This window comes from Sphaerospermopsis sp. LEGE 00249, assembly GCF_014299995.1.
GTDB classification, from domain to species: Bacteria; Cyanobacteriota; Cyanobacteriia; order Cyanobacteriales; family Nostocaceae; genus Sphaerospermopsis; species Sphaerospermopsis kisseleviana.
The window spans coordinates 1-15,941 of record NZ_JACJUZ010000094.1; the positions used below are offsets into that span (position 1 = coordinate 1).

16 protein-coding genes and 1 pseudogene are annotated in these 15,941 nt (G+C 35.8%); 16 read left to right on the top strand and 1 reads right to left on the bottom strand.

The genetic code is table 11. The features are described 5' to 3' along the window. Positions 1 to 247 precede the first annotated feature (247 nt). The 6 genes from plsY (at position 248) to H5968_RS22400 (ending at position 6,121) form a co-directional block, all read left to right on the top strand. Positions 248 to 928 carry a glycerol-3-phosphate 1-O-acyltransferase PlsY gene (gene plsY / locus H5968_RS22375; RefSeq protein WP_096567835.1) on the top strand — a complete coding sequence of 227 codons (681 nt, stop codon included), beginning with the start codon at positions 248 to 250 and terminating at the stop codon, positions 926 to 928. A gap of 582 nt (positions 929 to 1,510) precedes the next feature. Further along, positions 1,511 to 1,699 (top strand): hypothetical protein, encoded by a 189-nt coding sequence (locus H5968_RS22380; protein WP_096567837.1) that lies wholly within the window; start codon positions 1,511 to 1,513, stop codon positions 1,697 to 1,699. Continuing rightward, the gene (locus tag H5968_RS22385) at positions 1,696 to 3,765 is read left to right on the top strand and encodes an AAA family ATPase (RefSeq protein ID WP_187041720.1); all 2,070 of its coding nucleotides are present in this window, start codon (positions 1,696 to 1,698) and stop codon (positions 3,763 to 3,765) included. The genes H5968_RS22380 and H5968_RS22385 overlap by 4 nt, the downstream gene beginning before the upstream one ends. A gap of 133 nt (positions 3,766 to 3,898) precedes the next feature. Further along, positions 3,899 to 4,498 carry a Uma2 family endonuclease gene (locus tag H5968_RS22390; protein WP_187041721.1) on the top strand — a complete coding sequence of 200 codons (600 nt, stop codon included), beginning with the start codon at positions 3,899 to 3,901 and terminating at the stop codon, positions 4,496 to 4,498. A gap of 181 nt (positions 4,499 to 4,679) precedes the next feature. Continuing rightward, positions 4,680 to 5,153, top strand: coding sequence for a DNA phosphorothioation-associated protein 4 (locus H5968_RS22395; protein WP_187041722.1), 474 nt, complete (start codon positions 4,680 to 4,682; stop codon positions 5,151 to 5,153). A 44-nt stretch (positions 5,154 to 5,197) separates the two neighbouring features. Further along, entirely contained in the window at positions 5,198 to 6,121 is a 924-nt protein-coding gene (locus H5968_RS22400) for an HNH endonuclease (RefSeq protein ID WP_187041723.1), read from the top strand. Here H5968_RS22400 and H5968_RS22405 read toward each other — a convergent pair whose 3' ends face one another. Continuing rightward, a complete protein-coding gene (locus tag H5968_RS22405; RefSeq protein ID WP_187041724.1) occupies positions 6,122 to 7,717 on the bottom strand; it encodes a DGQHR domain-containing protein in 1,596 nt (531 codons plus the stop codon). 193 nt (positions 7,718 to 7,910) lie between these two features. On the opposite strand from H5968_RS22405, the gene dndC reads away from it, so the two are divergent. From dndC to H5968_RS25885, 10 genes and pseudogenes are all read left to right on the top strand, one after another. Continuing rightward, on the top strand, positions 7,911 to 9,530 hold the full coding sequence (gene dndC, locus H5968_RS22410; protein WP_187041725.1) for a DNA phosphorothioation system sulfurtransferase DndC: 1,620 nt from the start codon (positions 7,911 to 7,913) through the stop codon (positions 9,528 to 9,530). A gap of 3 nt (positions 9,531 to 9,533) precedes the next feature. Further along, positions 9,534 to 10,154 (top strand): Uma2 family endonuclease, encoded by a 621-nt coding sequence (locus H5968_RS22415; RefSeq protein WP_187041726.1) that lies wholly within the window; start codon positions 9,534 to 9,536, stop codon positions 10,152 to 10,154. A 92-nt stretch (positions 10,155 to 10,246) separates the two neighbouring features. Beyond that, positions 10,247 to 12,235, top strand: a complete 1,989-nt coding sequence (gene dndD / locus H5968_RS22420) for a DNA sulfur modification protein DndD (RefSeq protein WP_187041727.1) — start codon at positions 10,247 to 10,249, stop codon at positions 12,233 to 12,235. 30 nt (positions 12,236 to 12,265) lie between these two features. Continuing rightward, positions 12,266 to 12,544: a hypothetical protein gene (locus tag H5968_RS22425; RefSeq protein WP_187041728.1), complete on the top strand. Its 279-nt coding sequence runs from the start codon at positions 12,266 to 12,268 to the stop codon at positions 12,542 to 12,544. Between the two features lie 5 nt (positions 12,545 to 12,549). After that, positions 12,550 to 12,990 carry an HNH endonuclease signature motif containing protein gene (locus H5968_RS22430; RefSeq protein ID WP_187041729.1) on the top strand — a complete coding sequence of 147 codons (441 nt, stop codon included), beginning with the start codon at positions 12,550 to 12,552 and terminating at the stop codon, positions 12,988 to 12,990. A gap of 85 nt (positions 12,991 to 13,075) precedes the next feature. Continuing rightward, positions 13,076 to 13,471 carry a DNA sulfur modification protein DndE gene (gene dndE / locus H5968_RS22435; protein WP_096567859.1) on the top strand — a complete coding sequence of 132 codons (396 nt, stop codon included), beginning with the start codon at positions 13,076 to 13,078 and terminating at the stop codon, positions 13,469 to 13,471. 82 nt (positions 13,472 to 13,553) lie between these two features. Then, positions 13,554 to 14,843 carry an AmpG family muropeptide MFS transporter gene (locus H5968_RS22440; RefSeq protein ID WP_187041730.1) on the top strand — a complete coding sequence of 430 codons (1,290 nt, stop codon included), beginning with the start codon at positions 13,554 to 13,556 and terminating at the stop codon, positions 14,841 to 14,843. Beyond that, a complete protein-coding gene (locus H5968_RS22445; protein ID WP_187041731.1) occupies positions 14,828 to 15,229 on the top strand; it encodes an ABC transporter permease in 402 nt (133 codons plus the stop codon). Before H5968_RS22440 ends, H5968_RS22445 begins: the two co-directional genes overlap by 16 nt. A 99-nt stretch (positions 15,230 to 15,328) precedes the next feature. Then, the gene (locus H5968_RS22450; protein WP_187041732.1) at positions 15,329 to 15,472 is read left to right on the top strand and encodes a hypothetical protein; all 144 of its coding nucleotides are present in this window, start codon (positions 15,329 to 15,331) and stop codon (positions 15,470 to 15,472) included. 122 nt (positions 15,473 to 15,594) lie between these two features. Further along, positions 15,595 to 15,941: pseudogene (locus H5968_RS25885) on the top strand (CsbD family protein); the annotation flags it as partial.

Consider the following 15,941-nt stretch of genomic DNA (forward strand, 5'->3'; position numbering starts at 1 on the left):
GTCGAAGGGCGGTGTCGAAGGGCGGTGTCGAAGGGCGGTGTCGAAGGGCGGTGTCGAAGGGCGCAGTCGAAGGGCGCAGTCGAAGGGCGCAGTCGAAGGGCGCAGTCGAAGGGCGCAGTCGAAGGGCGCAGTCGAAGGGCGCAGTCGAAGGGCGCAGTCGAAGGGCGCAGTCGAAGGGCGCAGTCGAAGTAAGCGTGGCGTTAGCCATACTTCTGAACTTCTGAACTTCTGAACTTCTAATAAAATTATGGCTATTTGGTTGACTTTGTGTGGGGTAGTGGTTTTATTAGCTTACCTTTTGGGTTCTTTTCCCACTGGATATCTTGCAGGTAAGTTATTAAAAGGTATTGATATTCGTGAAGTTGGTTCTGGTTCAACTGGTGCCACCAATGTTCTGAGAACTTTGGGTAAAGGTCCGGGGGCTTTTGTGTTATTTGTTGATTGTTTGAAGGGAGTATTAGCCATAAATCTGGTTTATGCTTTATTCAATTTTGCTCCTGGTTATAATGTCATACCTGCAAATTTAAATGTGCAATTATGGCAACCTTGGTTAGTAACTTTGGTTGGGTTAGGGGCAATTTTAGGACATAGTAAATCAATCTTTTTAGGTTTTACTGGTGGTAAGTCTGTGGCTACCAGTTTGGGTATTTTATTAGCCATGAATTGGCCGGTTGGTTTGGCTACTTTGGGGGTTTTTGGTGTAGTTATTGCTATATCTAAAATCGTTTCTTTAAGTTCTATTTCTGGTGCTGTTGCTGTTTCTATTTTGATGGTGGTTTTCCAGCAACCTTTAGCTTATGTTTTGTTTAGTATTGCTGGGGGTTTATATGTAATTATTCGTCATCGCAGTAATATTGAAAGGTTGCTGACAGGTACAGAACCCAAAATTGGCCAGAAGGTAGAAACTGAATCTCAACAAACAGCGTAAATAAAGCCTGGTAATTAATTCCCAGTTTCATGGAATTTGGCTATCGAATACTTGGTTTATTTACGCCGTACTGTACTACCATCTTTTTGTGTGGGCATCGCATCTATAGCGTTTCCCAGTCTCTTGAGGTACACCCTCATTTATTTACTGTTACCAATTCCCAATTTCCAATTTCCAATTCCCTAAGATCAAAAACTCTGTACCTCACTAACTTGGTAAATGCTATATCTATAGATTTCTTGATTTATTTTTCTTTCTTGGGGGGCGAAAATTGATAGTTGAGGGGTTGACTCGGCGCTGGGGGTGCGCTACTATTATAATATAATGGAGTGTTGCTAAAATTTTTAAAATAAGCAATACCCGATTATTAGAGCTTGTAAAGATAACTTTACCAGGAATAAATAAAAAAAGCAATCCCTTTCTAGCCGCCAAATCATAAATTTTTACCTATTTTTGATGCAGTTTCATAATTAAAAATCTATATTAAATTAGAAATTATAAAGTTTTATAACTGATAACTGATTACTAAATGTTGACAAAGATGGTTAAAATAGATAGAAAAGTCTATTTTTACAAGCCGTTATGTCTACAGAATCAAATATTGAAGATGTACAAGCACCAATTAATACTGCACCACCGGAAGTTAAACAGATAATTGAGAGAGTTTGTAGGTTAGAAAAATCAAGACTTGCGAGAAAAAGCAAAGGTGCAATTAATGATGATATTTTAGGAATAATCAAAGAAGCAGTGAAAGAAGTGGTGCAGGAATGAAACTAACCTCGATTAAACTTTGTAATTTTCGTTCTTTTTATGGACAGACTCCAGAAATTACCATTGCGACGGGAGATATTAAAAATACTACAATAATTCATGGGAATAATGGAGCAGGTAAAACCAGTTTATTAAATGCGTTTACCTGGGTGTTATATGAAAAATTTACTGCTGCGTTTGCTGCGACAGAACAGTTAGTAAATAAAAGAGCGATCGCAGAAGTAGAAAATGAACAACCTGTAGAATGTTGGGTAGAAGTTGGTTGGGAACATGAAGGAAACCGATACCGAGCAAAACGCACCTGTCGAGTTTATAAAAATGCTACCAACATGGAAGCAACAAAAACAAAATTAATTATTCAAACCGTAGGAGATGACGGTAAATGGTATTTTCCCATTGAACAAGCAGAAGAGATTATCAATAATATATTACCAGCAAGTTTACATCAATATTTCTTTTTTGATGGGGAACGCATAGAAGAAATTGTGAGGTCTGATAAAAAAGCAGAAATAGCAGAAGCAACAGAAACATTTTTAGGAGTCAAAGTAATTGACTTAGCAATTAGACATTTAAAAGAAGCAAAGAAAACCTTAGATAACGAACTTGCTGCTATTGGTGATGCAGAAACTAAACAATTATTAAAAGAGCAAAGTAAACTAGAACAAGAAATGGAAAGAATTAATAAAAGACAAACAGAAATTAAAAAAGAGTTAGAAAATCAACAGACATTTAAAAAAGATATAAGCAGTCGGTTGATAGAACTCAGTGCAGTGCGAGAATTACAAGAAAGACGAGAAAGTTTAGAAACTCAAAAACGTAGTAGTTATGAAGAACTGAAAAAAACTAAAGAAGCACTGAAAAAGATTATTTCCAAACAAGCATACACAGTATTATTAGGTCAAACAAATGCAAATTTTCGGGGAATTATCAGCGAATTAAAACAAAAAGGAGAATTAAAATCAGGAATTTCTAAAGAATTTGTCGCGGAATTAATTCAAACAGGAAGATGTATTTGTGGAGCAGAATTAAAAGAAGGAGGAAATGGACATTTTCACGTTAAATCACTTTTGAAAAAAACCGGATCTTCCTCTGTAGAAGAAACAGCAATTAGAATGGGAGCGCAAGTTGATGATATTGATAAACAAGCGGATAATTTTTGGGATAATGTTAATAGAGAACAAGCAAGAATTAGTCAGATCAAAACATCACTTTCCCAAATAGAAGGTGAGTTAGATAATATTGAAGAAATCTTAAGAAAAGATCCCAATGAAGATATTAGCGGTTTACAAAAACGGTTAGATGGAATTGAAGCAAAAATAGATGAATTAAACCGAGAACAAGGTGCAAACCAACAGGAAATTTCTCACCTGAAAACAGAAGTTGATGTATTAGTCAAACAAATTGCTAAACAAAAACAAAATGAAGGAAGACAAATTTTAGCACAGCGTCGTATTATTGCAACTCAAGACGCAATTGAAAGATTAACAGAGGTGAAAAATAGACAGGAGAAACAATTTAGATTGCAGTTAGAAAAGCGAGTACAGGAAATATTTTCGGAAATTTCTGTCACTCCTTATATTCCTAAGATTACGGAAAAATATGAACTAACTTTAGTTGAAAATACCACAGGAATAGAAGCACCAGTAGCAGCATCTACGGGAGAAAATCAAATTCTTAGTTTATCATTTATTGCGAGTATTATTGATAAAGTGCGGGAGTGGAGTGAAAAACGAAAAATCATGATGGTTCCTGATAGTAGCACTTTTCCTATTGTTATGGATTCACCTTTTGGAAGTTTAGACGCTAATTCTCGTCGTCACATTGCACAAACTATTCCTAAATTAGCAAATCAGTTAGTGGTTTTAGTGACGAAAACTCAATGGAGGGTGGAGGTTGAGGAGGAAATTATTGATAGAATTGGTAAGGAATATGTGTTAACTTATTATTCTTCTAAACCTGACTGTGAACAGGATTTTATGGAGGTGAATGGGGAGAAATATTATTTGATTCGTCAAAGTCCTAGTGGTTTTGAGTATACTGAAATTGTAGAGGTGGAAAGGGGTTAATTGTTCTCACGCAGAGTCGCAGAGTCGCAGAGAGAAACAGAAAAATTTATCTGCGTTTATCTCTGTTCATCTGCGTTCTATTTTTTATCTCACGCAAAGACGCAAAGGGAAGAAAGCAAAGGAGAAAGAAAAAATGGTTGCTATTTCTGATCGGTTTTATCTCACTCCCCAAGAGTTTTTAGAGTGGGAAGAGTTACAGGAAATTAAATATGAATATCTTGATGGTGAAGTTTTTGCAATGACTGGAGGTAGTATTCCTCATGCTGCGATCGCTTTAAATTTAGCTTCTGCTTTGAAAAGTCATTTACGGGGAAGTAAGTGCAGTGCTTTGATGTCAGATGCAAAGGTTGGAGTTTCTGAAAATGGACTTTTTTTCTATCCTGATGTGGTGGTGAGTTGTCATCCTCAAGATAGACAAGCGATTAAGTTTTTGCAATTTCCTTGTTTAATTGTTGAGGTACTTTCTCAGGGTACGGAAGCTTATGATCGGGGTAAAAAGTTTGAAAAATATCGCAATTTTTCTAGTTTACAGGAATATGTTTTGATTGATTCTCAAAAAATCGGTTTAGAATGTTTTAGGTTAAATGATCGGGGTTTTTGGGAATTACATCCTTTTGTTGAGGGTGATGAAGTACATTTAACAAGTGTTGATTTTCAGTTTCCTTTGTCTTTGATTTATGAAAATGTGGTTTTGGTGGGAGAAAATGAGGAGTTTAAGGATCAAGCAGGTTAATTTTTGATGACAAATATTATCTGCGTCTATCTGTGTTCATCTGTGTTTTATTTTTTTCTCACGCAAAGACGCAATTTCCGTCAGGAGATCCCGCAGGGTAGACGCAAAGGAAAGAAAGCAAAGTTTTGATTTTAGTTAGTACCATTTGTTGTAAAATATTGGGAGTTGAGATTTTAAGATTATGGCGGAATCTGGTAGAATCAGGGTGGCTAAGGATAAGGCTGATTTGGTGAAGTCTTTAATTTCTTCTGATGGGGGAAATGGTCCTTTTCAAACTTTCGCTGATGTGATTGTTTTTGCTGCTGCTTTGGGGGTTAAGTATAAGAAGCGTGTTCCTTTTGAGGAAGTTTCTAAACGTGAACCTGTACCCATCAGGTTAGAAACATTCATATCAATGGGATATGATGTTGTTATTAAATTATTAGGAATTGTAGAAACTGAGAATATTCAAATTTTATCCCCTAATGAGGAGGAATTTGAAAAACAACGTAATGAAATTTTTGAAGAATACGCTAATGGTGGTTTAGAAGTTTTACAAGATGAACTGAGGGGATCAATAGATTATTCTGAACGAATTTTATTGTTTTTGATATGTGATAAAGAAAAGAAAAATGAAGAGAGAGGAGAGTTATATTTAAGCGACTTAATAAATTAAGAATTTATAATTTATTTAATGACACATAACCAGTTATTAAAAACATGAACACTTTATCATTATACTGCCAAAAGTTATCTAACCTGAATGTTAGCAACAGTAAAAAACGTGGTACGGCTTTACATAAACCAATATTGATTTTATCAGTGATAGATTTAATCAGTAGAGATATTATTAACACAAATGAAATTAGAGTTTCAGATGAATTAATTGAAACCTTTGAAAAATATTGGCAGATAATAGGATCACATTCCTATACAGGAGGTTTACATTATCCTTTCTTTCATTTACAAAGTGAAGGTTTTTGGCATTTAGAATTTAAACCTGATTTTAATGGGTTACAACCAAAAACAACCAACAAATTAAAACAAGCTGTAGAATATGCTTATTTGGATAATGAATTATTTGAGTTTTTACAAAATGAAATTTCTAGAAAAGAACTACTAGATGCACTAATAGCCGCTTTTTTTCATGATCAAGATAACCAAATAGATAGCATTTTACAAATTAATCAAAATTTTGAAAATGAAATAATAATACCTGAACCTGCTGAAAATAATCCTAAATATAGATTACAAAAAACAATTATCAGAAATGCTTTCTTTAGAAAAGCAGTAGTTTCTGTATATAGTTGTCAATGTGCTTTTTGTGGTTTAATGGTTAATCAATATCTCAATCAAAATATAGTAGATGGCGCACACATAAAACCATTTTCCCAATTTTATGATAGTAGAATACATAACGGTATAGCCTTATGTAAAAATCATCATTGGGCATTTGATAGAGGTTGGTTTGGTGTTGATGATAAATACAAAATTATTGTTAGTAAAGAATTAGAAGAAGTATCTCCCCACGCTAAACCAATAAAAGATTTTCATGGTGAAAAACTCATATTGCCTAAAATAGAGAAATACTTTCCAGATATTGAAGCTTTACAATGGCATCGTCAAAACATTTTTCAGCAATAACTATAAAACTGGTGGTAAACCAACATCTTGCGGATCAACCAACTTTCCATCAAAACCAATAGTATTATCTTCCATCGTTCTCGCATCAGCTAAAGCTTTACGCAATTGTGCAACCTCCATTTTTTCAGTCATTCCCCCCAAAATATAAACCAACAACTTCACCGCTAACTCCTTACCTGAAACTTGAACCCGCTTTTTATTCGGATCATATAAAACCCCATACCATAAAGAATGGGGAAACTCCATTTCACTAAAACCACCTTGACGATCAAATTTTCGCAACTTCTTAAAAATAGCTTCTAAAGACATACCTTTTTTAAAAACCAAAATTCCCAAAGCTTGCGCTAAAGCAACTTGAGACACTGGACGAAATAAAATATTTGCCTCACCACCACCTTTTTCAAAACTAAAACGTCTTAAATTTGGTGTATCTTCATGATCTAAAATTTTATAACTGGGAAGACTCGCTAAATAATCAAATAATTCTGTAAAATCTGCAATTCCTTCTTGTAATTCTTCATCATCTGGACGTTGAGGAATTAACCCTTTTTCTAAAGGTTTCCAATGGGGGAATTTTTGCCCTAAATATGTAGTAGACATATCCTGTAAAGCTTGCAGTGTAGTCAAAACAGTAGAATTTTTTGCTACTGTAGCACTATTCCAATTGATACGCGGTTTGCGCTTTTCTTTCTCTGCAAAAAGTGGATGTGTCACCGCAATTTTTCGCGCTACAATTGCAAAACCATCATCTTCATTTAACTGTGTTAACTGACCTTTAGTTAAAGGTGCAGCCATTAAATTTACATGAACAAAAATAGACCTAACTCGCTGTTTTGCTTCTGTATAAGTCTCTCCAGTATTCACCGCACAAATAAACTCAATGCCGATTTTTTCCTGTGGTAAATTTTGCAAATCATCAGCATCAATTTGAGAATCATCTATCAATTCTGAAAGATTAATATAACTATCGCTATAAGTTTTATCTTTTTTATATCTTCTCAATTTACCAGTTTGCAGTAATTCTAATAAACCTTGAACTCCCATTAATCTATGCTGACCATCTAAAGCATAAATACTAACATTTTCTTCCGCTACATTTAACAAACCAAAAGAACCATTTTCATCTAGAGGAATAAAATCTGTAGTAGCTTTTTTAGCACGTCCTTCACTATTCCACTCATCTGCTTTTGCATTATCAACCCAAGATTGATTAATTACAACCAATACCGGGGGAAACTTATGGTTTTTTCGTGATGCTAAATATTGTACTAACGCAGCTTGACGCGACCAGTCTAACGGACGTTGCTGAACTTCATCAATACTATCTGCATCAATTTCAATATTCTCGGTTTCGGAATTATAATTTTTTTGCAACAGAGGTAATGTAGAAGCAAAATTAACTCTCTTTGCAAACCATTCTAAAGTAACCGCACCTACATAAGCTTCAACACCTCCCATTTTTGTTTGCTGAACTAGAATTTGGTCTTGTTTGTCAAAAAATGTCTTGAGTAATGTAGATAACATCTGTTGACTTTGAGTTTCATTTTCTGTGTACTGTTGAGAAATGTTACAATTTTGTTCAAATTGGCTGTCCATAAGGTTAATTTTTAAAAACTAAGGTTGAGACTGAGTTGCTTATTTTCCCAAAATATTGGATACTAAAAGTATAGTTTTTAAAAACAATTTTTAAAAGTTAATGTAAACTAACTTAGTATAAATAATTTTTGAATTTGCATTTATCTCAATACATATAATCCAGGTACATCTATATAATTACAGGTAGGGAGTCATGACTATAGCACCACAAACAGACAGTAAAAATCAGCAAAATCGCACTGTAGCGGAATTGGTAGACTATATTCAAGTTCTCACCACAGAAATTCAGGAATTATATTGTTTGGATGCAATACCTTGGGTTGTGGGTTATTCTGGGGGAAAGGACAGTACAGCAACGTTACAACTTATTTGGAATGCTATTTCTGGACTTCCACCAGAAAAAAGAACTAAAACTATTCATGTTATTACCACAGATACGGGTGTAGAAAATCCCTATGTTTCTGCTTGGGTACGTAATTCATTAAAACAAATGGAAATTTCTGCCCAAGAACAAAAAATGCCAATGACACCACATTTATTACAACCAGAAACTAAACAAACATATTGGGCAGGTTTAATAGGTAAAGGATATCCTGCACCCCGTCATACATTTCGCTGGTGTACTGGAAGATTAAAAATTGATCCTTCTAACCGTTTTATTCGTGATGTTGTTAGAGCTAGTGGTGAAACAATTGTTGTATTAGGAACTCGGAAAACTGAAAGTAGAAATCGCGCTTTAATTATGACAAAGAGAGAAGAAGGAAGAATCAGAGATAGGCTTTGTCCTCATCCTAGTCTCATTAATTCTTTGTTATATACACCTATTGAAGATTGGCGTAATGATGAAGTTTGGTTATATTTAATGCAATGGGAAAATCCTTGGGGACATAGCAATAAAGATTTATTTAATATGTATAGAGAATCAACAGCAGATAATGAATGTCCTTTAGTGATTGATACATCTACTCCTAGTTGTGGAAATTCTCGTTTTGGTTGCTGGGTTTGTACCTTGGTTAGCAGTGATAAATCTTTAAACGCAATGATTCAAAATGATGAAGAAAAAGAATGGATGCAACCAATAGTTGATTTTCGTAGAGAATTAGATATTGAACACGATAGAGAAAAAAGAGATTTTCGCCGCATCTGGGGAGAAGTGCAATTATTTGAACGGAATAGAAATGGTGAAACATCAGTTGAACCCATACCCGGACCTTATACAAAATATTGGCGAGAATATTGGTTAAGGAAACTATTAACCGCCCAAACAGAAATGAGAAAAAACGCCCCCGAAAACATGAGAGATATCACCTTAATATCTATGGAAGAACTCAGCGAAATTCGCCGGATATGGTTAGAAGAAAAACACGAATTTGATGATAGTTTACCCCGAATCTATCAAGAAGTGACAGGAGAAGAATTTAAAGATCCCCGTCCTGGTGCAGATTATAGCCTACTGGGTAGCGATGAATGGGAAGTATTAGAAGAAATCTGTCAAGGTGACGCAATGCAATTAGAACTAATGGCGAAATTGTTAGATACAGAAAGACAATTTAAGAAAAAAACGCGCCGAGTAGGGATTTTTGATAGTTTAGAAAAATGCTTTGAAACCAGTTCTCGTTCTCAACAAGATGCTATTGATTATGCCCATTTTAAAAGAGATTTACGACAAGCAGCAAGTGAAGGAGATATAGCCACAATTCGCGCAGCATTTAAACAATTAAATATCGGTGAAACAGCAGAAAAAGAAGAAAATGAACAACCAAATAAACCAGCAAATTTTGCGAGTATGAAATTTAAGAAAAAAGAGGAGTAGATTATGTTACAAACATTACCACAACTTATAGACTTAGAAGAATTTCTTGACTGGTATCCAGATGGATATGGACGGTTTGAATTACATGATGGAGTCATTTTTGAAATGCAACCGACGGGAACACATGAACAGGTATCAGGATTTTTAGCACAGAAATTAAGTGTACAAATCGAACAAAATAACCTACTTTATTTTATCCCCAGACAATGTATTATTAAACCAGTAGATTCTGCCAAATCTGGTTATAATCCCGATGTCATTGTTTTAGATTGGAACGTCATTAATAATGAACCTTTATGGAATAAACGTTCTACAATTACCCAAGGTGAAACGGTTCGTTTAGTAATTGAAGTAGTTAGCACAAATTGGCAAGATGACTATTTAATCAAATTAGCTGAATATGAAAAATTAGGTATTTCTGAATATTGGATCACTGATTATCTAGGTTTAGGTGGAAGAAGATATATTGGTAATCCTAAACAACCAACAATTTCTATACATAATTTAATTGAAGGAGAATATCAAGTTAGTCAATTTACAGGAAATGATGTGTTAATTTCTGCGGCATTTCCTAACTTGAATTTAACAGCTAATCAAATTTTTAGAATAGGTGATAAAAGGTAAAAATAAATCCTTCATTTCTAGAACGAGAAATTGGCTTCTCTGTGCCTCTGTGGTTCGTTTAAAAAACTATTAATTTTTAAATTTTAACTCTCATGATCTTCCTAGAACTCGTACTGCAAAACTTCGGTCCCTACGCTGGTAGACAAGTCATCAACCTTGATCCCAGAATAGATCAAGATAATATTCGCCCTATCATCCTTTTAGGAGGAATGAATGGTGGCGGAAAAACAACATTAATGGATGCTATTCGCCTGGCATTATATGGACAACGCGCCCAATGTTCTACTAGAGGAAACTTGAGTTATAATGATTTTTTAACTCAATGTGTCAATAGTCAAGCTGATCCCATTAATAAAACCCGAATTGAATTAGTTTTTGAACACATCGAAGACGATAAACCAATTCAATATCGTGTAGTGAGAACTTGGGAAAAAAATCCCAAAGACGGTAAAGACTCATTAGGAATTTTAGGAAAAGATGAAACTTGGCCTGTTGATTCTTTAGCTACTATTTGGGATGAATATATAGAAAATATTCTCCCTTTAGGTATTTCTAATTTATTTCTGTTTGATGGGGAACAAGTAAAAGAACTTGCAGAACAAGAAACACCACCTGCTGTAGTTGTAGATGCTATTAATGGACTTTTAGGATTAGAATTAGCTGATAAATTAGCAGTAGATTTAGAAATATTAGTGAATCGTAAGAAAAAGGAAACTGCTGATAAACAAGATTTAGCTAAATTAGAAGAATTAGAAAACCGTTTAGCAGAACAATTACAAAAAGAAAATAATAAACAAAAAGAATTAGAAAAATTAGAAACAGATTTAAAAGATTTAAAAATTCAATATGATGAAGCATTAAATAAATATATTTCTGAAGGTGGAAAACTCGCTGCTGAACGTAGTCAACTAGACACCCAAAAAGAAAATCAAGTTCAAAATGCAGAAAATATCCGTAAATCATTACGTGAATTAGCGGAAGATGTGCTACCATTAGCGTTAATTCCTAATTTATTATCCCAAATTCAAACCCAAGGGGAAAAAGAGTTAAAATTTCAACAAATGCAATTAGCAAAGGATTTGTTAATTGCTAGAGATCAACGTTTACTAAATTTGCTCAATCAGCTAAATTTAGAATTAGAGAAAATTAACAGTATTCAAAATTTCTTAGTTGAAGATATTGATAAATTATATGCTGTTAATTCATCTACAGAAACCACTTGGTTAAATGCTGATGAAGAAAGTTTAACTTTGTTAGATAATCTCGTATACCGTTTACAAATTGCCAAAAATACAGCTAATGCTAAAATATTAGAACTGCAAAATTACGAAGAACAAATACTCACCATAGACAGACAAATTCAAACAGCAGCAGCACCAGAAGCTTATGCAGAATTACAACAAGCTAGGGAAAAAGCCGAAAGAGAATGGAATAAAGCAAATAGTAATGTAGAGTTTTTAAAACGTAATTTATTAGAATTACAAGCAACAATTGAAAAAACCAAAAAAGAACTAACTAACTATACTAGCGATAGTTTGAAATATCAAAGTACAGAACATTTAATTAATGCAGTCACTAAAGTACAAGCAACCTTAAAGATATTTAGAGAAAAATTGACATTAAGGAAATTGAATAAATTAGAAGAAGAAGTAAAAAACTGTTTTCTTTATCTTCTGCATAAATCAGATTTAGTTCATAGAATTGCCATTGATGCCCAGACATTTAGTATATCATTATATGATTTAAAAGGAAAACCAGTACCTAAAAATCGCCTATCAGCAGGAGAAAAACAACTATTAGCGATCGCCTTCCTTTGGGGTTTAGCAAAAGTATCAGGAAAACGTTTACCCGTTGCTATTGACACACCACTAGGAAGACTCGACTCATCCCACAGAAACAACCTAGTAGAAAGATACTTTCCCGCAGCAAGTCATCAAGTAATCTTACTTTCCACCGACACAGAAATAGCCAAAAAAGAAGTAGAACTCCTGAGAGAAAACGAAGCGATCGCCCGTGAATACCTCTTGCAATATAACTCCGGTAAAAGAGAAACTACAATAAAAGACGGTTATTTTTGGTAAAATATCATCTAGTATTTCACAAAGTTAAATATGACAACTCCCTTACTACCAACCTTACAAAAACTTCCCACCAACTTACCCCTAGAAGGTGCGATCACAATAGAAATACAACAAGGAACACCAATATTTCGCGCCTCCATCAGCGTACAAAATCGCATTGAAAACCTACTAACAAAACAACAAAATACAGAACTAACACCAGAAGAAGAACAAGAACTAGACAGTTATGAAGAAATAGATGATTATTTAAGTTTTCTGAATCGCTTAGTGCGTAATATTGCCAAAAATCAAAATATTACAAATATATAACAGTAGTGAATAAAAAAATTAGTGATGCAATTCAGCAACAAGTACGCAAGCGAGCATTAGAACTATGTGAATATTGCCACGCATCAGAAACATGGCAGTATGTATTATTCACCGTAGATCATGTAATTCCCTTGAGTAAAAATGGTCAAGATACAATAGATAACTTAGCCTTAGCCTGTTTTCATTGTAACCGCAAAAAATCCAATAATACAACAGCAATAGACCCGGAAACTGGTAACGAAGTTGAATTATTCAATCCTAGAAAAAACAAATGGAGTGAACATTTTATTTGGTCAAAAGATGGACTAAAAATAATAGGGATAACACCCACAGGAAAAGCAACAATAGCAAAACTATACCTAAACAGAGACAGAATCATCAATATTCGTGCTGCCGATAAAACAATTAACCGCCATCCACCCCCAGAAGATCCCATTTCTTCATAAAAATTTAGCCAGCCAAATTTTACCCTCTTTCTTCCTTCTTACCTTCGTGTCCTTTGCGCCCTTCGTGGTTTATTAATAAAAAAATATGGAATCACCAATAGAACGTATTAGACTATCCCAAACAGCCAAAGATCAACTACTAAAACTCAAACGTAACACCAAAATAGAACAATGGAACATCCTATGTAGATGGGCGTTTTGTCGTTCCCTAGCAGAAACCGCCCCCCCATCACCCGTACCCATCCCCCAAGATAGTAACGTAGAACTAACCTGGAAAGTATTTGGGGGAGAAATGGCTGATATATTGCTATTGGCATTGAAACAACGTTGTCACAACGACGGTTTAGACACCGATAAAGAAACCCTCATCACCCAATTTCGTTTACACCTACATCGAGGAATAGGATACTTAGCCGGAGATCCAAATATTAAGAGAATTGAAGATTTAATAGAAATGGCAACAAAGAAAGTAAAATCCTGATTTTACAACGTTCAGCCGTATCTAGACATGAACTACACAATAGTCATGTCAACAGCAACAATGGTAAGAAAATTTTTAATACATGAACCCAGTACAATCGCTATTAAAAGTATTCGGTAGCCGCAAAATGGCGGCTTTATTATTACTAGGTTTTTCCTCTGGTTTACCCTTATTTTTAACCAGCAAAACCTTACAAGCATGGATGACCATTGAAAAAGTAGATTTAACTGCCATTGGCTTATTTAGCCTTGTTGGTTTGCCCTATTCCTTAAAATTTCTTTGGTCGCCCTTGTTAGACTGGATTAAACTGCCCTTTTTAGGCAGGAGACGGGGTTGGTTAATTATCTTACAAATAGGGTTATTCATAGCGATCGCCTGCATGGCCTTACAACAACCCAAACAAGCCCTACAACTACTAGCCATCAACGCCGTAGCCATCGCCTTCCTCAGTGCCACCCAAGACATAGCCGCCGATGCCTACCGCACCGACATACTCGAACAACTAGAAATGGGTGCAGGTGCAGCCGTATTCGTTTTAGGTTATCGCATAGCATTACTACTCACAGGCTCATTAGCCCTCATCCTAGCTGATAAAATACCTTGGTCTTCAATCTACTTATTAATGGCAGTGGCTATGGCAGTAGGTATTATAGCCACCTTATTTGCACCAGAACCAAAAGAAACCATCCCACCAGAATCTTTAACCGCAGCCGTCATCTTACCCTTTGGTGAATTTTTTCAGCGTCAGGGCATAGTTTACGCCTCTTTAAGTCTCCTGTTCATAGTCTTATATAAACTCGGCGACTCCTTTGTGAATAATATGTCCACGCCGTTTTTGCTGCAAACAGGCTTTACTCAAACCGATATTGGCGCAATTCAAGGTGGCATGGGACTAATAGCCACCATAGTTGGTACACTGGCAGGAGGCGCATTTTTGAGTAAAATTGGGTTAAATCGTTCACTTTGGGTATTTGGTGGGTTGCAAGCAATCAGCAACTTAGCTTATCTTTTACTTGCACAAGTTGGGAAAAATTATCAGGTCCTCTTACTCACAATCAACATCGAAAACTTTTGTGCAGGATTAGGAACAGCCGCCTTTGTTGCTTTTTTAATGAATATGTGTAATCAGCGTTATTCCGCCACACAGTATGCTTTACTTTCTAGTTTTATGGCCGTCAGTCGTGATATTCTAGTTGCGCCAGCAGGTTGGTTAGCAAAAACTACAAGTTGGCCTTTATTTTTTGTGATTAGTATTGTTGCTGCTATACCGGGACTACTCCTATTACCGTTCTTTGCCCCTTGGAATCCCAAACCAGTGACAGCAACCAGACCAGGACTTGAAGAAGAAGAGGATATATGGGAAACCAAGTAGTAATTCTTGTCGGTACATTCGTCCTCGTTGTCACAGGTTTATTACTGGGCTACGTACTCTCACAATTAGTTTTAGGATATCTTATCTTTAGCCCCCTCACTCTCCTGGGAACAATCAGCTTAGTTCTAATTTTTGGCACACTCTATTACGTTTTATTTTGGCAACTAAAAAGAGAACAGTTACAACCCTCCACTCCCAGCTTACCTAATCAAGTAGACGAGGAAATCACAGGTAACTATCTCAAAAACCGACTCATTGCCAGATTATCCGGTGACGTAGCCGCAGCCGAAAGATTAATCGAACAAGCCAAGCAAAATTATCCTGGAATGCCAGAAAATTGGTATTGTGAACGAGTCCTGGATGATTTGGATCGGGATGCACGTTAACCTTTAGTTTTTCCTGCCTCCAAACTCGCTAAAATAAATTAAGAAAAATTTACATTAACTGGTTTTCCACCAGTTACCTCATTATTTACAATCCCGAATATGGCTTTTTTTCGTCAATACATCGCCCCCCTACTCGTAGTTCTAGTATTTTTGATTGCCCTAGTCGCAGTCAGCGCCCGGATTTTCCTACCCTCCGACATGGCCGCACCCGCACCCATTGGAGTGATAGTTAGTAATTTGTAAACAAGGGAACAGGTGACTGGGGACTGGTGACAGTAAAGAAAACTTGAGATTTTAGATTTTAGATTGGAGATACTCAAAACAATCCAAAATCCAAAATCCAAAATCCAAAATTGAATCGTCCCATGCCCAATTTTGACTTTCCTTTGGACGGCTATTCTATTCGCCGAGGTTCTACCTTAGACAAAGCACTATTGGTTAAGTTTATCCAGCGTACTTACCAAGAACTATTTCCTACTCAAGATTTTTCTCACCTCGCCCGTACAGTGGAACAATATTTCTCCACTGACACCCCTTTGTGGTGGGTATATGAAACTCAGGGAACAGGGAACAGGGAACAGGGAACAGAAGGCAGGAGGCAGGAGGCAGAAGGCAGAAGGCAGGAGGCAGGAGGTAAATATTTCTTCCCAGTCCCCAGTCCCCAGTCACCAGTCACCAGTCACCAGTCCCCAGTCCCCAGTCACCAGTCCCC